13 protein-coding genes are annotated in these 19,167 nt (G+C 64.5%); 2 read left to right on the forward strand and 11 right to left on the reverse strand.

The window, feature by feature from the left end; translation table 11 throughout:
* Positions 1-3: 3 nt before the first annotated feature.
* The 7 genes from nth to ED21_RS04420 all read right to left on the reverse strand — a co-directional run bounded on the left by nth (position 4) and on the right by ED21_RS04420 (position 9,098).
* Complete coding sequence (gene nth, locus ED21_RS04390) at positions 4-723, reverse strand: endonuclease III (protein ID WP_006832632.1); 720 nt, start codon at positions 721-723, stop codon at positions 4-6.
* Positions 724-739: 16 nt separating this feature from the next.
* Positions 740-1,186 (reverse strand): CHRD domain-containing protein, encoded by a 447-nt coding sequence (locus tag ED21_RS04395; RefSeq protein ID WP_006832633.1) that lies wholly within the window; start codon positions 1,184-1,186, stop codon positions 740-742.
* Between the two features lie 233 nt (positions 1,187-1,419).
* The gene (guaA, locus tag ED21_RS04400) at positions 1,420-2,994 is read right to left on the reverse strand and encodes a glutamine-hydrolyzing GMP synthase (RefSeq protein ID WP_006832634.1); all 1,575 of its coding nucleotides are present in this window, start codon (positions 2,992-2,994) and stop codon (positions 1,420-1,422) included.
* Between the two features lie 111 nt (positions 2,995-3,105).
* Complete coding sequence (locus tag ED21_RS04405; protein ID WP_034921415.1) at positions 3,106-3,621, reverse strand: hypothetical protein; 516 nt, start codon at positions 3,619-3,621, stop codon at positions 3,106-3,108.
* A gap of 26 nt (positions 3,622-3,647) precedes the next feature.
* Complete coding sequence (locus tag ED21_RS14630; RefSeq protein WP_006832636.1) at positions 3,648-5,684, reverse strand: TIR domain-containing protein; 2,037 nt, start codon at positions 5,682-5,684, stop codon at positions 3,648-3,650.
* A gap of 445 nt (positions 5,685-6,129) precedes the next feature.
* Entirely contained in the window at positions 6,130-7,677 is a 1,548-nt protein-coding gene (locus ED21_RS04415) for a class I adenylate-forming enzyme family protein (RefSeq protein WP_006832637.1), read from the reverse strand.
* A gap of 35 nt (positions 7,678-7,712) precedes the next feature.
* A complete protein-coding gene (locus ED21_RS04420; protein WP_006832638.1) occupies positions 7,713-9,098 on the reverse strand; it encodes an L-serine ammonia-lyase in 1,386 nt (461 codons plus the stop codon).
* Positions 9,099-9,226: 128 nt separating this feature from the next.
* On the opposite strand from ED21_RS04420, the gene gyrB reads away from it, so the two are divergent.
* A complete protein-coding gene (gene gyrB / locus ED21_RS04425) occupies positions 9,227-11,752 on the forward strand; it encodes a DNA topoisomerase (ATP-hydrolyzing) subunit B (protein WP_006832639.1) in 2,526 nt (841 codons plus the stop codon).
* A 22-nt stretch (positions 11,753-11,774) separates the two neighbouring features.
* Positions 11,775-12,848 (forward strand): AI-2E family transporter, encoded by a 1,074-nt coding sequence (locus ED21_RS04430; protein ID WP_006832640.1) that lies wholly within the window; start codon positions 11,775-11,777, stop codon positions 12,846-12,848.
* On the opposite strand, the gene ED21_RS04435 is transcribed toward ED21_RS04430, so the two are convergent.
* The 4 genes from ED21_RS04435 to mtnP form a co-directional block, all read right to left on the reverse strand.
* Positions 12,845-13,372: a hypothetical protein gene (locus ED21_RS04435; RefSeq protein ID WP_006832641.1), complete on the reverse strand. Its 528-nt coding sequence runs from the start codon at positions 13,370-13,372 to the stop codon at positions 12,845-12,847. The genes ED21_RS04430 and ED21_RS04435 overlap by 4 nt on opposite strands.
* Before the next feature lie 49 nt (positions 13,373-13,421).
* Positions 13,422-16,559 carry a bifunctional proline dehydrogenase/L-glutamate gamma-semialdehyde dehydrogenase PutA gene (gene putA, locus ED21_RS04440; RefSeq protein ID WP_006832642.1) on the reverse strand — a complete coding sequence of 1,046 codons (3,138 nt, stop codon included), beginning with the start codon at positions 16,557-16,559 and terminating at the stop codon, positions 13,422-13,424.
* An 84-nt stretch (positions 16,560-16,643) separates the two neighbouring features.
* On the reverse strand, positions 16,644-18,131 hold the full coding sequence (gene glpD, locus ED21_RS04445; protein WP_006832643.1) for a glycerol-3-phosphate dehydrogenase: 1,488 nt from the start codon (positions 18,129-18,131) through the stop codon (positions 16,644-16,646).
* Positions 18,128-19,000 carry an S-methyl-5'-thioadenosine phosphorylase gene (mtnP, locus tag ED21_RS04450; RefSeq protein WP_006832644.1) on the reverse strand — a complete coding sequence of 291 codons (873 nt, stop codon included), beginning with the start codon at positions 18,998-19,000 and terminating at the stop codon, positions 18,128-18,130. The genes glpD and mtnP overlap by 4 nt, the downstream gene beginning before the upstream one ends.
* Positions 19,001-19,167: the final 167 nt, after the last annotated feature.

A 19,167-nucleotide genomic window follows, 5' to 3' on the forward strand; every position in this document is an offset into this window, starting at 1 on the left:
CTTTCAGCGGTCGCCGACCCGCGCAGTTCCGGACTTGCACAGCGGCAGGGCGAGGCACGCGGCGCAATCGGGTGCAGCGGGGCGGCAAGTGGTCTGGCCGAGCTTTTTCATCAGCAGGTGATGCTCGTCGAAATCTGCGCCATGCCACTCCTTGGGCATCACCGGCATGATCACCTCAAACGCACGGTCGGTGGACGCCTTGGGCGGCACCAGCCCCATGCGCTGCAGGATGCGCGTATGATGACCATCTAGGACGATCGCGGGCCGGTCCAGCGTAGAGGCGTTCATTACGCCTGCCGCGATCTTGCGCCCGATGCCCGGCAATTGCTCGAGCCAGCGCATGGCGGGCAGCGTTTCCATCTCGGCCAAGTGCGACAGATCGACCAAACCGCGCAGCTCGATGAGCGCGGTGAGGCTGGCCTTCAGCCGTTCCGCCGCGATGTTGGGATAGGTCTGGGTGGCAAGTTCCGCCTGCAATTCCTCTAGCGGCGCTTTGGCCACCCCCTCCCACGAACCGTAGCGCTTGAGCAACCGGTCGGTCGCCGCGTTCGACACTTCCGACTTGGTCCGCGCGCCGATGACGCCCTGCACCAGCACCCATTCGGGCCGCCGCCACTCCGCCGCCGCGCGCTCGACCCTTCCGAACCGCTGGACGAGCAGCGCCTGCAACCGGCGCAGCGTCTCGGTGCGCGGATCGGGACCGAGCGGGAGCTGGTCGGTCATGGGTTCGTAGAACGGGTTACTGGCGCAACTGGCCGCGGATCGCGCCCTTCGGATATTCGGCCGTGTGCACGTTGACGTAATAGTTCTGGAGCCCTTCGTCGAAAGCCTGCTGCACCCAGCTGGTGTCGGACGAGCAACCGCGCCAGCCGCCTTCGGTCGCCTGCTTGAGCGCGAGCACGACCGGACCATCCACACCGGCCCCGCCGCGGTGGATATGCGCGCCAGTGACGGGGCCAAGGCCTTCAAGGTCGTTGAGGTCCCAGCACACGCGGGTGAGTTCGTCGGCGAAGCTGATGTCGGCGGTTCCGGAGCCATCGGGGTCGCCCGGATGCACCTCGTTCGCGCCCGACAATTCTGCGGTGTAAGTCGAGGAGATCGCTTCGGTATAAGTCTGCTGAACGGTCTCGCAGCCAGTCAGGGCGAGAGCGGCGGTGGCGGTGAAGGCGGCAGTCGAGAGTTTCATGGCAATCCCTTCCGTATCGGGTGACACCTGCCGAACGGACCGCCTGCGCCGACGTTCCTAGTCGTTCGCGGCGTCACACGGAGCGATTGTTACATCCGTTTTCGCGATAGGCTGAATTCCTGGGCGAGCAATCCTCTACAGAACCCGGTGACGAAAAGGCCGGGTAGATTCACACGTCGGACGGAAGGTTAGCCCGCTCCGCCGATGTGCAGGCCGCACGGTGAACCGGACACTCACTCCCACTCGATGGTACCGGGCGGTTTCGACGTATAGTCGTAGACCACGCGGTTGATGCCCTTCACCTCGTTGATGATGCGCGTCGCCACGCGGCTGAGGAAGGCGGCGTCGAAGGGATAGATGTCGGCCGTCATGCCATCGGTGCTGGTCACGGCGCGCAGGCCGCAGACGCTGTCATAGGTCCGCCCGTCGCCCATAACCCCAACGGTCTTGACCGGCAGCAGCACGGCGAAGGCTTGCCAGATCGCGTCGTACAGTCCCGCGTTGCGGATCTCCTCGAGATAAATGGCGTCGGCCTTGCGCAGGATGTCGCAGCGCTCCTTGGTCACTTCGCCCGGGATGCGAATCGCGAGGCCGGGGCCGGGGAAAGGATGGCGACCGACGAAGACTTCGGGCAGGCCAAGTTCGCGGCCCAGGTCGCGCACTTCGTCCTTGAACAGTTCGCGCAAGGGCTCGACCAGTTCCATGTTCATGCGTTCGGGCAGGCCGCCGACATTGTGGTGGCTCTTGATCGTGACGCTCGGCCCGCCGGTGAAGCTGACGCTTTCGATCACGTCGGGATAGAGCGTGCCCTGCGCGAGGAAATCCGCGCCGCCGATTTTCTTCGCCTCGGCCTCGAACAGGTCGATGAAGGCGCCGCCGATGAACTTGCGCTTTTTCTCCGGGTCGGTCTGACCCTCGAGACCGCCGAGGAACATTTCCTCCGCGTTCACATGGACCAGCGGGATATTGTAATGGTCGCGGAACAGGGTGACGACCTGCTCGGCCTCGTTCATGCGCATCAGCCCGTGGTCGACGAAGACGCAGGTCAGCTGGTCGCCAATCGCCTCGTGGATGAGGACTGCGGCAACCGCGCTGTCGACGCCGCCCGACAGGCCGCAGATGACCTTGCCGTCACCCACCTGAGCGCGGATTTCCTCGATCTTGGTCTTGCGGAATTCGGCCATCGTCCAGTCGCTCGTGAGGCCACAGACATGGCGCACGAAATTGGCGAGCAGCTTGCCGCCGTCGGGCGTGTGGACGACCTCGGGGTGGAACTGCGTACCGTAATAGCGGCGCTCGTCGTCGGCGATGAGCGCGAAGGGCGCGCCGGGGCTGGTGGCGACGATGCGGAAACCCTCGGCGATGCGGGTGACCTTGTCGCCGTGGCTCATCCACACCTGGTGCGTTTCGCCCGGCTTCCAGAGGCCGTCGAACAGCACGCATTTCTCGGTCACTTCGCAGAACGCACGGCCGAATTCGCCGCCTTCACCGGTTTCGTGACCGGGACGGACTTCGCCGCCAAGCTGGTCGGTCATCACCTGCTGGCCGTAGCAAATGCCGAGGATCGGGACCTTGCTGTCGAAGATCACTTCGGGCGCGCGCGGGCTATCCGCATCGGGCACGCTCGCCGGGCTGCCAGAAAGGATCACGCCCCTGGGTTTCAGGCGATGGAACGCCTCCTCGGCCTGTGTGAAAGGCGCGATCTCGGAATAGACCCCCGCCTCGCGCACTCGGCGTGCGATCAGCTGGGTAACCTGGCTGCCGAAATCGACGATGAGGATGGAATCGGGGAGGTGCGCTTGGTCCATGCGCCGCGCGTTAAGGATGCACGAGCCGAAGGGCAAGAAGCACCGGCGAATTGCCGCCGGGAACCCAACCGAAAGGTACGTCAGGAAAGCCTGGTCGTCGCTCCGGGAATTCTAGCGCACCACCCGGTTGTTCCCGCGATTGGTGATCTTGGGATCGTCGACGAAGAATTCCCCTTCGCTTTTGTCCGGCTCCTCCTGTTCGGCGTAAAAAAGGCGTACAGCAATCGCGTATGTGTAGTGTTTCGTGTCGTCGTTTTTGTCGGTGACCTTCAGTTTGGTGGGGGACAATCGCTCGACGACGAATTGGCCTGTCCCCGGGGCCTTATCCGATAGTTTGGGTTTGCCGTTCCCCTTCACGACCCAGAAGTTGTCGTCAGGCTCCTTCCAAAACTCCGCTTTGAAAAGTTTTCCGCCATTCGCGACCCATGGCGACACCCAGTTGTAGATGATCTCCACCTCGTCGGTGATCTCAAGACTTTCGAGATTGAGGTTGCCCTTGGTGTCCATAAACTGCTGATCCTCCGGGCAAATCTGCTGGTAGACGAACTTGCCCGTAAAGTAATTGTGCGGACCCCCGTCTTTCCACTTGGGGTCGTAGCCGAACACATTGACTTCGATCTTCGTCATCGTTTTCTCCTCGTCGTTATCGGGGTTCAAATTGCGATCCTCCGGTCAAGCAGTGCGTTTATTCCCCGTGATGAAAGCCGCTGTCGCAATTCGCGTGCGAGCGCGGTCTGGCCGAGGCGGTCGGCAGCCACGGCCCGCAAGGCGATCATGTTTACATTGATACCCTCAGCCTCGTTCTCGAGCGCGATGGCTCTGGCATAGGCGGCGGCGGAAGCGGCGCGATCGCCCTTGCGGCGAAGGGCTGAACCCTCGACTAGATGCGCGGCGACCAGTTGCCAGGAGGGCGGTTGCCCCGATTGACCGAGCGCGGCGATCCACTTGCGCGCCAAGGCGAGCTGCGTGTCGATCGGCAGCGAAGCTTCGTCTGTCAGCGAACGCGAGAGCTGAAGCGACGAAAGCCGGTCGACGCTCCATTTGACGTTCTTGGGGTCCCGTTTGCGCAGGTCCGCAAGCAGGCTTTCCGCGCGATCGAAATCCCGCGTCGCTTCGGCATCGCGGCCCTCGGACCAGTTGAGGATGGCGCGCGTCGCGAGAGCGGAGATCGCCATCTCGATGCTCCAGGTGTGATCTTCATCCTGTTTCAACAGCCGGTCAGCGAGGCCTGTCGCCGCATCAAGCACCTTGCGAGCCTCGCGCGGCTCGCCGCTTGCCGCGAGTAGCCAGCCCTGCTGCTGGCGCGCGAACATCAGCGGGCGCGTCGCATCCGCATTGGCCGGATCGCTTTGCAGGACTTCTTCGTAGAGAGAGATTTCCCGATCGAGTGCGGTAGCGGCCTTGGCAAAATTTCCCATGCGATCATGCGTGTTGGCGATCCACGATATGCCTTCACCCCACTCGATCAGACGCGCGGCGGACCGGTCCTCCGCGCGTGCTACGCGCTCCACGATGGCGACGCTTTTCTCGAACAGGGGGAGCGCCTTGCCATAGTCTCCGTCATCCGAGGCGAGAGTGCCCAGATTCGAGAGCGCGTAGCTTTCCTCCATCTGCCAATCGCGGTTCGACGGATCCATCGCCGCCAGGCGCGTGGAAATGACTGCATAGCCTTCGAGCGATGTGCGCGCTTCGCCCATATCGCCGCGCTGCCAGGCGATATACCCGACCCAATAAAGGCTCTGGCCATGCGCAAACAACGCATCGGTATCGTCAGGATCGCGCTCCACGAGCTCTGCAGTCGTTCGGGCCACTTGCTGGAAGGCGGGCAGCGCTTTCTCGTTGTCCCCACGTAGGTTGTGCATCTCCGCGACAAGCTGCACCGCCCGGGCGCGGCGGGCCAGTTCCTCGGCGGTGAGATCGGCGACCTCCTGCGAGGCGTAATATTCCATCGCGCGCGCACCCACTCCGTCGAGGAGGTCGAGCCGGCCGACCGGCTCGAGTTCCTCCCGCAGGTCGGTCAGCATATATTCGATCAGCCCGTTGGCTTCGGCCCGCTCGGCCCGGGCGGTATCGCGTTGGTTGGTGGCGTATAGCGCCAGACCGAGCGCGAGGAGCATGCCGACGAACGATATTCCCGCCACCATTACCATGTGGCGATTGCGCTGGCGGGCCTGCCGATCGACCAGGTCATCGAGCGGGATTCCCGTGAGCCCTGCAACCAACTTCTGGACACCGAGCTTGCGGCCGTCGGCCTCGGGCCTCAGGTCGGCGGCGATCGGTTCGGCCAGCTGGTCGGTCGGGGTGCCGTCCTCGTAATGGACCAGCAGCGGAGGAGGCATGTTGTAAGGGGCCTCCCCGTCGATCACGGCCGGGAAGACCCGCGCATCGCCGTTGACCCGCTTGAACAGGTCGATCTCGCGCGCGATCCAGGGGGATATGGCCGCGTGCGGCGAGCACAGGACGATGAGGGCGTCGCTGTTCGTTATGGCGCTTTCCAGCGCGGCGCCGAGATCTTCGGAGGCAGGCAGTTCTTCGCGATCCTTGAAGATGGGTCGCAAGCCATCCTGAAGGCCGGGCGCTTCTATTCCGTCGGGGATCTTGAAGCGTTCCAGCTGCCCATGCAGCCAGTTCGCCACCCGCCTGTCGCGGTGCGAGTAGCTGATGAATGCCTTGTAGCGTCCTTTCGCCAAGCTGCTCCTCCGGAAGCGACCCCGGATACGACTCGGCAACCCACTGTTTTGCCGGAAGGATGTCGTAATCTTGCATTCAATGCAAACATGAGAGGCCAGGGCCCACGGACGCGGGCGGCGGATCGCCCTTGCGCAAAACGCAACATACCCTGACCTTTTCTCACTTTTGTTCGCGTGTCGGCAACATTATTTCGCGCCTCACACCCGGCCACGGACGTCCCTCCCAAGCAGTCCCGGCCGGTCCAGAGATGGCGGCAGTCCCTTCCCCAAGAGAAGCTGTCGTCGCCTTCCTCTCGGCCAGCGAGCCGGTTCGAAAGACCCTTGCGACTCCTAGCGCAAGTGCCGCTTTCCCGAGAGGCGATATGGCAGCGAGTAGAGACGCGGCCGCCCACACACTCCTCTCCCCCTCCCCCCGTGTCGGCGCCGCGTCTCGAACGCGCTGCGCCTAGTCCGGCAGGCCCCGGCGTTCCGCTTCTGCGCGCAGCTCCGTCTTGAGCAGTTTGCCGATATGGCTGCGGGGCATCTCGTCGATCGCATGCAGCTGCGCGAGCCGCTGGGTCTTGCCGAGCCGCGCGTTCACCGACTCCCGCACTGCTTCCGCTTCGCGCGCGTCTTCGGCGAGCCGGACAAAGCCGACGGGCGTCTCGCCCCATCGGCGCGACGGCACGCCGATTACCGCCGCTTCGAGGACGGTATCATCCTCGAGCAGCGCATTCTCAAGGTCGACGGGATAGATGTTGAACCCGCCCGAAATGATCATGTCCTTGGCGCGGCCGACGAGTTCGACGAAGCCTTGCGCATCGACGCGGCCGATATCGCCCATCCGCTGCCAGACCTCGCCCGTTTCGGGGTCGGTCCAGTAGCCTTCCTGCGTCTGCTCGGGCCGGTTCTTGTAGCCGCTCATCATGGTCTGGCTGCGGCCGACGAGGTTACCCGGCGTGCCGGGAGCGACCTCGCGATCCTGGTCGTCGAGCACTTTCAGCTCGCTGCCCGGCGCAGGCCGGCCGACGGTGTGGAGCTTGTCGGGAAACTTGTGCGCTTCGAGCAGGCAGACGACCCCGCCCTCGGTCATCGAATAGATTTCGATCAGCGCGCCCGGCATGCGCTCCAGCACCTCGCGCTTGAGTTGGGGCGAGAATGGCGCGGAAGTGCAGTATTTGAGCTGGAGCGACGAAAGGTCGAAATCGCCAAATCGCGGCTCATCCATCATGCGCTGGTATTGCACCGGGACCAGCATCGTGATCGTGGTGCGATCGGCCTCTGCATGGGCGAGCCACCGCTCGGTTGCGAACTTGCCCATGACCCGGACGGTTCCCCCCGCTAGCAGCGCGGGCAGGAAGGCGACCATGGTGGTGTTCGAATAGAGCGGCGTCGTAGCCAGGCTGCGCACATCGAAGCCGTTCTCCAGCCAGCTTGCCGCCGTCGCCGCGAACTGCCGCCAGCGCATCTGATGCGAGTGGACGATCCCCTTGGGGGTGCCCGTGGTGCCGCTTGAATAGATGATGTTGAACGGGTCCGAGGACTGGTGGTCGACCGGCGGGGCAACGGTGCCTTCGGGCGCCATCCACTCGTCCAACTCCTCGTCGAGCACGATGCATCGCATCCTGCGGGAGAACATGCTCCCCAACTCGCTCATCTTCGCGCGGTCGATGAAGATGTGGGTCGCGCCCGAATCGCTCGCCATGCCTTCGAGCTGCTCCGCGCTGGCGCTGGTGGTGAGCGGCGCCGCGACGCCGCCCGCCCGTACGGCAGCGAGGAAAACGAGCGCGTAGTTCACACTCGAAAGCCCGAGGATGGCGACCGACTGGCCGCGCTGCAGCCCCTCCTCGAGGAGCCTCGCCGCGATGCGCTCGACCCGGTCGCCAAGCTCTGCCCAGCTGAGGTCGCCCTTTTCGTCCTTCAGCGCGACCGTGTCGCCCAGCGCCTGCGCATTGGCGGAAATGATGTCGCTGAAATTGCCGAAGGGCTCGGCCAGTGGCTGATTCTCTCCCATGCGTTTACCCTAGGGGGACGGCGGCATGTGTCGAGTCAGCATTCGATGACGTTCACCGCGAGCCCGCCCTGGCTGGTTTCCTTGTACTTGTTGCTCATGTCGAGACCGGTCTGGCGCATAGTCTCGATCACCTGGTCGAGGCTGACTAACGTTTCCGCGCCCGTGCGGTGGAGCGCGAGGCGTGCGGCGTTGACCGCTTTCACCGCCCCGATCGCGTTGCGCTCGATACAGGGCACCTGCACCAGCCCGCCGACCGGATCGCAGGTGAGTCCGAGGTTGTGCTCCATGCCGATCTCGGCGGCGCTGGCGATCTGCACGGGTGAGGCACCCCATAGCGCGGCGAGGCCGCCCGCTGCCATGGAGCAGGCAACCCCTACCTCGCCCTGGCAGCCCATCTCCGCACCCGAGATGCTGGCGCGCTGCTTGTAAAGGAGGCCGATTGCGCCCGCCGTCAGCAGGAAGGTCCGGCGGCTGTCGCGGCACGGGTCCTCGCCTGCGGTCACGCAATAAAAGCGGATCACGGCGGGGATGATGCCCGCCGCGCCATTGGTGGGCGCGGTCACGACACGGCCTCCCGCCGCGTTCTCCTCGTTCACCGCCATGGCGTAACAATTAAGCCAGTCGAACAGTTGCTCGCGCTCGTTCGATTGCGGATTGGCGGAGAGATTGTCCCACAGGTCCGGCGCGCGGCGTTCGACCTTGAGGCCGCCCGGCAGGATGCCGCGCTGGGTCAGCCCGCGCTCGATACATTGATCCATCGCGCGCGTCACGCGGTCGATCCCCTCCAGCGTCTGCTCGCGAGGCCGGAAGACGTCCTCATTGGCCAGCACGAGGTCCGCAATCGTCATGCCGGTCGCCTTGCAGCTGGCGAGCAGTTCGGCGGCGCTGGTGAAGTCGAAGGGCGCCAAGGTGCCGGTGTTGATCCGGTCGTCCTTGGGCTTACGCTTCAATTGCGCCTCGGAAGCCACGAAGCCGCCACCAGTCGAATAATAGGTCCGCTCCATCAGCACCGCGCCCGATGCATCTTCGGCGCGGATCGTCATGCCGTTAGGATGGAGGTCGGGGATGATGTGGCCGGCCAGCTCGATATCGGCCTTGGGATCGAACGCGATCTCGCGCTTGCCACCCAGCGAAAGGCGCCCTGCCTCGCGCATACGGGCGAGCGCGGCAGCCGCCTCGTCGGGGCAGGTGCGATCGGGGGCGAAGCCCATCAGGCCGAGGATCGAGGCATCGAGGGTCCCATGACCCACGCCGGTCAGCGCCAGCGAGCCCTGCAACTGGGTGTGCACCCGAGCCGTCCGCTCCAGCTTTTCCGCCTTGGCCAGCGCCTTCACGAAGGTCCGCGCGATCCGCATCGGACCCACGGTGTGCGAGGAGGAAGGACCGATCCCGATCCGGAAGATGTCGAGCACCGAAAGCATGAGCCATGGATGCGCCCTGACGCGACTTAAATCAACCGGTTTCAGTTGAAACTTGTCCGCCTTTTGCCTGTGGGTAAAATGCGGCCAAATCCTTTGGTTTTTGCCCCTGCGGAGCCTATATACTCGGCATGGACGAGAACACTCCCGAAAGCGGCGAAAACGCCCCCAAGAAGAACGCATACGATTCCGATTCCATCAAGGTCCTCAAGGGCCTGGATGCGGTGCGCAAACGCCCCGGCATGTATATCGGCGATACCGACGACGGATCGGGTCTCCACCACATGGTGTTCGAAGTTTCGGACAACGCCATCGACGAAGCGCTGGCCGGTCACTGCGATCTCGTCCTGATCGAACTCAACGCCGACGGATCGGTAAGCGTGGAAGACAATGGCCGCGGCATTCCGGTCGACATGCACAAGGAAGAAGGCGTCTCCGCAGCCGAGGTCATCATGACCCAGCTGCACGCGGGCGGTAAGTTCGAGAACACCAGCGACGACAACGCCTACAAGGTGTCGGGCGGCCTGCACGGCGTGGGCGTCTCGGTGGTCAACGCCCTCTCCGAATGGCTCGAACTCGTGATCTGGCGTGATGGTAAGGAGCACTGGATGCGCTTCGAGCACGGCGATGCGGTCGAGAGCCTGCGCGTTGTGGGCGATGCCCCGCCGGTTGCGTCCAATGGCGACGAAAATGGTCTCAAGAAGGGCACGCGCGTCACTTTCAAGGCTTCGGAAGAGACGTTCAAGAACGTCATCGAGTACGATTTCGACAAACTGGAGCACCGTTACCGCGAGCTTGCCTTCCTCAATTCGGGCGTGCGCATTCTCCTGCGCGACAACCGTCCCGAAGAACCGCTGGAGCACGACCTGTTCTATGAAGGCGGCATCGCGGCCTTCGTGAAGTATCTCGATCGCAACAAGCAGGCGCTGGTGGCCGAACCCATTTCGGTAAGTGCCGAGAAGGAAGGCATCGGTATCGATGTCGCGCTCGAATGGAACGACAGCTATTACGAGAACGTCCTGTGCTTCACCAACAACATCCCGCAGCGTGATGGCGGCACCCATCTGGCTGCCTTCCGTGCCGCACTGACGCGGACGCTGAACAATTACGCCACCGCGTCGGGGCTGATGAAGAAGGAAAAGGTCAGCCTTTCGGGCGAAGACATGCGCGAAGGCCTCACCGCCATCGTGTCGGTCAAGCTGCCCGATCCCAAGTTCGGCTCGCAGACCAAGGACAAGCTGGTCTCCTCTGAGGTGCGCCAGCCGCTGGAATCGCTCATGGGCGAGAAGATGACCGAATGGCTCGAGGAGAATCCCAACGACGCCAAGCAGATCATCCAGAAGGTCATCGACGCCGCAGCAGCCCGCGAAGCCGCACGCCGCGCGCGCGAGATGAGCCGCAAGGGCGCGATGAGCATCGCCTCGCTGCCGGGCAAGCTTTCCGACTGCCGCGAGCGCGATGCCTCCAAGGCCGAACTCTTCCTGGTCGAGGGCGATTCCGCAGGCGGATCGGCCAAGAACGGCCGTGACAGCCAGTACCAGGCGATCCTTCCGCTGAAGGGCAAGATCCTCAACGTCGAGCGTGCGCGCTTCGACCGGATCATCTCGTCCAAGGAAGTCGGCACGCTGATCCAGGCGATGGGCACGGGCCTGCGCGACGAGTTCAACCTCGAGAAGCTGCGCTATCACAAGATCGTCATCATGACCGACGCCGACGTCGACGGCGCGCATATCCGCACGCTGCTGCTGACCTTCTTCCATCGCCAGATGCCCGAGATCGTCAAGGCCGGGCATCTCTTCATCGCGCAGCCGCCGCTCTACAAGGTCACGCGCGGCAAGTCGGAAGTCTACCTCAAGGACCAGCCGGCCTTCGACCGCTACCTGATCGAGGCGGGGCTGAGCGGCCGTATTCTCGAAACCGGCAGCGGCCCGCGTGCCTCGGGCGATCTCGAGGCGTTGGTTCAGCACGCGCTGCGGGTGCGCAACCACATGAATTTCGTGCCGCGCAAGTACAACGCCGAAATCGTCGAGGCGATGGCCATCGCCGGCGCGCTAGACCCGGAAGGCACAGATCGAGAGGCTGCACTCTCCAAGGCCGCCGCGCATCTCCAGATGGGCGACACCGAAGCCAAATGGTCCGCCGAACTGGGCGAAGACGGCCATGTGCGCTTCCACCGCGTCTGGCGCGGCGTGACCGATGTGCACGAGATCGAGGGCCGCTTCCTCGACAGCGCGGAGGCGCGCAAGCTCCACCGCGTCGCGCAGGAAAACGCCGAAGTCTACGCCTCGCCCGTCCGCCTTATTCGCGGCAGCGAAGAAGAGGCCGAAGCCGAGGTCGAAAGCGACGATGTCGAGGAAGCCGCCATGCAGGTGTCCGGCGACGACGCGCTGATCCTGCCGAGCCAGCTGGTCGACGCGGTCATGGCCGCTGGCCGCAAGGGCCTCAAGGTCAGCCGCTTCAAGGGTCTTGGCGAAATGGACGCCGAGCAACTGTGGGAAACCACGCTCGATCCCGAGAACCGCGCCCTGCTGCAGGTGAAGGTCGAGGACGCCGACGTGACCGACGAGATCTTCACCCGCCTGATGGGCGATGTCGTCGAACCGCGCCGCGAATTCATACAGGCCAACGCATTGAACGTCGCCAATCTCGACGTCTGATCGCGGCTCGAAGGGGGCAGGGATGAGCGAAGGCGCGGCAACGAACCGTCTCGAACAGGGGGGCTTCCTCCTGTTCCTCGCCGCGATCTCGCTGGCCTTGCTGGCGGTGGTCCTGCCCTTCTTCCAGCCGCTGCTCTGGGCGGTGCTGGCGGCGATCCTGTTCCAGCCGCTCTACCGCTGGTTCCTCACCCGAAGGAAGGGGCGCGAGACGCAGGCCGCGCTGCTCACGCTCTTGGTGATCCTACTTGCGGTGGTCCTGCCTGCGCTGTGGATCGGCTCGGCGGTCGTCGCCGAGGCAACCCGGCTCTTCCTCGCCTTCCGCGACGGGCAGATCGATGTCGCCATGTATTTCGAGCAGGTGTTCTCCGCCCTCCCCGCCAATATCCAGGCCTCGCTCGACAGGGCAGGCCTCGGCGATCTGGGCGAGGTTCAGGCGCAGGCGACCGAATTCGTGCAGGCCAGCCTTGGCCTCATCGCGCAGCAGGCGCTTGCCATCGGCGGGAGCGTCTTCGGCTTCGTTCTTGGCTTTGCCATCGCGCTCTATGTCGGCTTCTTCCTCCTGCGCGATGGCCGCGCAATCAGTGAACAGATGCTGGCCGCCCTGCCCTTCGAACGCGGCATTGCCGACCGGCTGGCCGAGCGCTTCCTCGTCCTCGTGCGCGCGACGATCAAGGGCTCGGTGGTGGTCGGCCTCGTGCAGGGCGCGCTCGGCGCGTTCACTTTCTGGATCGTCGGCATCCCATCGGTCCTGCTCTTGGGCGTGATTATGGCCATCGCCTCGCTGTTGCCTGCTGTCGGCCCCGCCATCGTCTGGGTACCCGCCGCGATCTATCTGCTGGCGACCGGCGCCATCTGGCAAGGCGTCGTGGTGATCGTCTCGGGAGTGGCCGTAATCGGCATGATCGACAACGTCTTGCGCCCGATCCTCGTCGGCCGCGACACCGGCATCCCTGACTGGTTGATCCTTATCACGACCTTGGGCGGCATCGCGCTGTTCGGCCTGTCGGGCATCGTCATCGGCCCGCTGGTCGCCGGCCTCTTCCTTGCCGGCTGGAGCATCCTCGGCGAGCAGCGCGCGAGGCCCGCCGCCACCTAGTCGATCGGCGAGGGCCCCAGCGCAGGGTTGAGCATCATAATGTGATTGAGCCAGCTCTTGGGCTTGCGCAGCAGCTTCCTGGGATATTCTATTTCGAGCCCCATGATCCGCCCGATCTCGCCCACAAAATGGATGCAGTTGCGCGTGTCGAGATCGTAATACTTGCCGGGAGCGTTCCGCCAGGCTTCTACCATCGCGCGGACCTCGCGATATTGCGCATCGGTCATGGCGAGCGTGAAGTGGCGATTGGTCCGCGTCAGCCACTTTTCCTTTTCGGTCATTACGATGTGCTTCACCGGGCCGGCAAGCACCGCAGGGCCGGCGCTTTTGGCCGAAAAGCCGAAGTTCTGCTTCACCGGGGTGCCGTCCTCCAGCGTTCCTTCCATCGACACGAAAGTGTGCGGGTATCGACCGGCAAGGATCGAACCGTTGAAGGAATGGAAGGTGATATCGACCGCCGCAGCCGCCATGGACGACCAGGCGAAAGCCAGCAGCAACAAGGCAGAGCGGAGAATGCGAACCATGAGGCGGACTTAAAGCACCCACCCCATGGATTCGCAATGACTTACCCGGTCAGCTCGCCAGCAGGGTCGCGTTACCGCCCGCCGCCGTGGTGTCGATGCACACAACCCGTTCGGTGGCAAAGCGCGCGACGTAATGCGGGCCGCCGGCCTTGGGCCCGGTGCCCGACAGGCCCTCTCCGCCGAAGGGCTGGCTTTCCACCACCGCCCCGATCTGGTTGCGGTTGACGTAGAAATTGCCGACCCGGGCGCGCGCTTCGATGAAGGCGCGCATGTCGTCGTTACGCGAATGCAGGCCCAGCGTGAGGCCGTATCCGGTGGCGTTGATCTCCTCCATCACGCGCGCGATATCGGCCGCCTTGTATTTCACAACGTGGAGCACCGGCCCGAAGTTCTCGCGCTTGAGGTCGAGGATGGAATCGAGCTCGATGATCGTCGGCGCAACGTAGCAGCCTTTGGACGACCCGCGGTGCAGTTTGCGGCGCCAGACCTGTGATCCCCCGGTCTTCCGGCGGGCGATATGGCGTTCGAGCGAGGTCTTCGCATCGGGGTCGATCACAGGGCCGACATCAGTGGCGAGGTTCTCGGGATTGCCGATTACCAGCGCCTCGAACGCCCCGCGGATCATCGCCAGCATCTCGTCGTAGACATCCTCCTGAATATGGAGGACGCGCAGCGCCGAGCAGCGCTGGCCTGCGCTCTGGAAGGCCGAAGCGACCACGTCGCGCGTCACCTGTTCGGGCAGCGCGGTGGAATCGACGATCATCGCGTTCTGGCCGCCGGTCTCGGCGATGAAGGTGGCGATCGGACCGTCGCGCCCGGCAAGGCTGCGGTTGATCGCCTGCGCGGTCTGAGTCGAACCGGTAAAGGCCACGCCGGCAATGCGCGGGTCGGAGGTGATCATCTCGCCGACGTCGCCCGCGCCCGGCAGCAGCTGGAAGGCTTCTTCGGGAATGCCCGCCTCATGGCACAGCTCGACCGCGAGCGCGGCGATCAGCGGAGTCTGCTCGGCCGGCTTGGCAACGACCGTGTTGCCCGACGCCAACGCAGCAGCGGGAGGACCGATGAAGATGGCTAGCGGGAAGTTCCACGGGGAGATGCAGGCGAAGACGCCGCGGCCCGCCATGGACAGGCGGTTTTCCTCACCCGTGGGTCCGGGCAGCGGGATGGGTCCGGCGAACAGGCGCCGCGCCTCGGTGGCGTAGTAGCGCAGGAAGTCGACCGCCTCGCGCAGTTCGAGCACAGCGTCCTGAAGCGTCTTGCCCGCCTCGCGCTGGCACAGCGAAAGGAACTCGTCGGTGTGGTCTTCGAAGAGATCGGCCGCCGCTTCCAGCAGCAGGGCGCGTTTTTCGCCGCCAAGCGCGTTCCAGCCGGGCTGGATCGCCTCGGCGCGCGCAATCGCTTCCTCGACCTCGAAATCGAGCGCATCGCGGCGCGTGCCGACCTGCGCGGTGAGATCGTGCGGCTTGTTGATCGGCGCCATCTCGCCTTCCGCCGAAGACATGAAGGTGGGCTCGGCCACCCACTGCTTCGCGTCCAGCTTTTCGAGCCGCGCCAGTAGCGGGTCGCGCACCAGCGGATCCGACAGGTCGATCCCGGCGGAGTTCGGCCGGTTCGGGAAAATGTCGGCCGGAAGCGGGATCGACGGATTGCGGTAGGGTTCGAGCGCGCGCATGTCCGCCACCGGGCAGGTGACGAGGTCCGCCACCGGTACTTCGGCATCGGCCATTCGGTTGACGAAGCTGGAGTTGGCGCCGTTTTCCAGCAGGCGGCGCACGAGATAGGCGAGCAGGTCCTTGTGCGTTCCGGTCGGTGCGTAGATGCGCACGTTGGTCTTCCGGTTTCCTTCGGCCTGCGCAAGCGCGCCATAGACGTCTTCGCCCATGCCGTGCAGGCGCTGGAACTCGAACTCCTTACCGTTCGCCAGCGCCTTCACCGCGCCGATCGTATAGGCGTTATGCGTCGCAAAGGCGGCGTAGATCACGTCGTCGCACGCGAGCAGCTTTTCCGCGCAGGCAAGGTAGCTGACATCGGTGCCGAGCTTGCGGGTGAAGACGGGGAAATCGGTGAACCCGCCCACCTGGCTGAGCTTGATTTCGGTATCCCAATAGGCACCCTTTACCAGCCGTACGAAGAATTTGCGGTCGTATTTGCGTCCCAGCCGCGCGATCCAGTCGCACATTGGCAACCCGCGCTTCTGATAGGCCTGGATGGCAAGGCCGAAGCCCTCCCACCGGCTGCCGTCAGGGCGGATGAAGAGGCTGTCATCGCGGGCCAGCGCCTCGATGATGTCCATCGACAGCTCCAGCCGGTCGGCCTCCTCGGCGTCGATGGTGAAGTGGATATTCGCATCGCGCGCCTTGGTCATCAGGTGGCGGACGATGGGCAAGAGATCACCCACGGCCTTGTCGGCGTGAAGGAATGTGTATTTCGGACTCAGGGCGGAGAGCTTCACTGAAATGCCGGGGCTGGTCGAGACCTTGCCCGATGCCTCGCGCACCAGCCGGTCGATCGCGCGCTCGTATGCGGTGGCGTAGCGTTCGGCATCGGCATAGGTCATTGCCGCTTCGCCGAGCATGTCGAAGCTATGCGTCAGCCCCTTGGCGCGTTCGGGCGCGGCGCGCTTGAGGCTTTCGTTGATGGTTCGCCCATAGACGAATTGGCCGCCGAGGATGCGCATGGCGGTGTGCGTGGCCTTGCGGATGACCGGCTCGCCCAGCCGGTTCATGGCGCGCTTCAGCGTCGTACCCATGCCCTTTTGCGCCTCTTCGGGCTTTTCGAGCACTTCGCCGGTCAACATCAGCGAGAAAGTCGCCGCGTTAACGAAGGTGGAGGAGCTTTCGCCGACATGTTCGGACCAGTCGATATCGCCGATCTTGTCGCGGATCAGCGCGTCGGCGCTCGCCGCATCGGGCACGCGCAGCAGCGCCTCGGCGAGGCACATGAGCGCAACGCCTTCTTCGGTCGCGAGGCCGTATTGGTGGAGGAAAGCGTCGATGCCGGAGGCTTTGCGGCGGCGTGCGCCTTCGATCAGCTTCCCAGCCAGCGCTGCCGCTTCCTCATGCTTCGCCTCGGCGCCTGCCGCCTGCGCCATGCGCTGGGCGACACAGGCGTTCTCTTCCGCGCGATAGGCCTCGCGCAGATCCTGGCGAGAGATAGGGGTAAGGCGAACGGGATCGTGCAGGGCCATGCGACTCCAAGGCTTGGGGTTCAATCAGGGGCACTTGGACCCGACCCCACCTGCTTTCAAGCTTTGTGAGCGGGCGCGTGCCTATCACCCGCGCTCTTCGAACCAGCGCGTCACAGCCTCTTGCGCCTCTTGCGAGAGGTGCAGCGCGAGTTTGCTGCGTCGCCACAGCACGTCCTCAGCCGTGCGAGTGAATTCGTGGGCGACGAGATAGGCAAGTTCCGCCTCGTAGAGATCGCCACCGAAATGCGTGCCGAGATTGTCCAGCGAGGCGGCGTCCCCGATCAGCGTGTCGATCCGCGTGCCATAGGCGCGGGCGAGGCGCAGCAGCATTTCGGGCGGTATCCAGTCCAGCCGCTCGCTCGCTTCCCAGAGGAAATTGGCGAAGTCGGCGTCTTTCATCTCGCCGCCGGGAAGCGGGGCGCCGCGGGTCCAGGCCTCGCCCGGGATCTCCATATGGCGCGACAGCTTGGCGAGCGCGTGTTCGGCGAGCTTGCGATAGGTGGTGATCTTGCCACCATAGACCGAGAGGATGGGCGCTCCGCCACTTGCCTCGACTTCGAAAACGTAGTCGCGCGTGACCGTGCTGTTGCTGGCCGCCTTGTCTTCGTAGAGCGGGCGCACGCCAGCGTAGGTATGGACGATGTCCTCCTCGGTCACCCCGCTCTTGAAATAATGCGTCACCGCCTCGCGCAGGTAGCGGCGCTCTTCCGCGCTGATCTCCACATGGTCGAGATCGCCGTCATAGAGCATGTCGGTCGTCCCGATCAGTGTGTAGTCGCGCTCGTAGGGAATGGCGAAGACGATACGCTTGTCGGCATGCTGGAAGATATAGGCGTGTTCACCCGGATAGGCGCGGGGGACCACGATATGACTGCCCTTCACCAGCCTGAGATGCGCCGGCGTGCCCTGCCCCAATGCAGCCTTGGCAATGCGGTCAACGAAAGGGCCTCCGGCGTTGACCACCGCCTTTGCCCGCGCCACGCGCTCGCCCTTCGCGTCATGCAGGGTGGCAAGCCAGTGATCTTCGTGCCGCGCGAGGGCGGTGCAGCGGGTGCGCGTGGCGATGGTTGCGCCGCGCGCTTCGGCATCCATGGCGCTGAGCACGACAAGGCGCGAATCCTCCACCCAGCAGTCGGAATATTCGAAACCGGCGGTCAGCCGGTCCTGCAGGATGGCGCGGTGCGGCGCGGTCTTGAGGCTGACCTTCTTCGATCGCGGCAAGCGCCCGCGCCCGCCAAGCCGGTCGTAGAGCGCGAGACCCGCGAGCAGCATCCATTTGGGGCGCATTTTCGGCTCGTGCGGCAGGACGAAACGCAGCGGCCAGATGATATGCGGTGCGGCCTCCAGCAGCACTTCGCGCTCGCGCAGGGATTCCGCCACCAGCCGGAATTCGAAATGTTCGAGATAGCGTAAGCCCCCATGGACCAGCTTGGTGCTGGCCGAGGACGTGTGCGAGGCAAGGTCGTCCTTCTCCACCAGCAGCACGGACAGTCCCCGGCCCGCGGCATCGCGCGCGATGCCGGCGCCGTTGATACCGCCGCCGATGACGAGCAGATCGACCGTTTCGCTCATCCTGCGCGGAAGAGACGCCCGGCCACCGCGTCGAGCTTGGTCATCAGCTCGCGGTCGTGCTTTTCGGGCGCGGTGATGACGCAATCGTCGAGCGCGCGGTCGATCGGCGAGGGCGTGCGCTTCTTGGGCAGGCCCTTGCAGAATTTCTCGACCGTCTTGACCGCGAGCTCGGCGTTCTTGCCCATCTGTTCGATGATCTCGGTGATGTCGACCGAGGCTTCGCCCTCGCGCCAGCTATCCCAGTCGGTGACCATGGCGAGCATGGCGTAAGGCAGCTCCGCCTCGCGGGCGAGCTTGGCCTCGGGCATGCCGGTCATGCCGATCACCTCGGCGCCCCAGTGGCGGTAGAGGCGGCTTTCGGCGCGGGTGGAGAATTGCGGGCCTTCCATGGCGAGATAGGTCGCGCCCATGGTCACCTCGCCGCCCGCCTTTTCGACCGCCTTGGCCGCGTGCTTGAACAGGCGCTCGCACACCGGTTCGGCCATGGAGACATGGGCGACGAAGCCGTTGTCGAAGAAGGTCGACGGGCGCCCCCTGGTGTTGTCGATGAATTGGTCGACTGCGACGAAGCGGCCCGGCGGCAGCTCTTCCGACAGCGATCCCACCGCGCTGATGGCGAGGATGTCGGTGCAGCCCGCGCGTTTCAGCGCATCGATATTGGCCCGCGCATCGACCCCGCTCGGGATATGACCATGCCCGCGGCCGTGGCGCGGCAGGAAGCGCACGCGAACATGGCCGATCGTCCCGCACAGGATCTTGTCCGAAGGCTTGCCCCAGGGAGAGGAGACCTCGATCCACTGGCGATCTTCGAGCGCCTCCATCGCATAGAGGCCCGAGCCCCCGATAATACCGATGGTCCATTCGCTCATGTAGTCTTGTTCCCTGTTGTCCCACGCGCCTTGCCTAAAAAGGCGTCACCGCGCGGTTGTCGCTTTGGGTTAACGAGCCTGAAGGGGTGGAGAAAGCGCAAGCGCAAGTAAAGCCTGCATTTGGCCCGCCACCCCGCAAACCTATTCATGCTGCAACGCAACAGGTT

Origin of the sequence: Erythrobacter sp. SD-21 (genome assembly GCF_000181515.1) — a bacterium.
In the GTDB taxonomy this organism is placed as follows: Bacteria; Pseudomonadota; Alphaproteobacteria; order Sphingomonadales; family Sphingomonadaceae; genus Qipengyuania.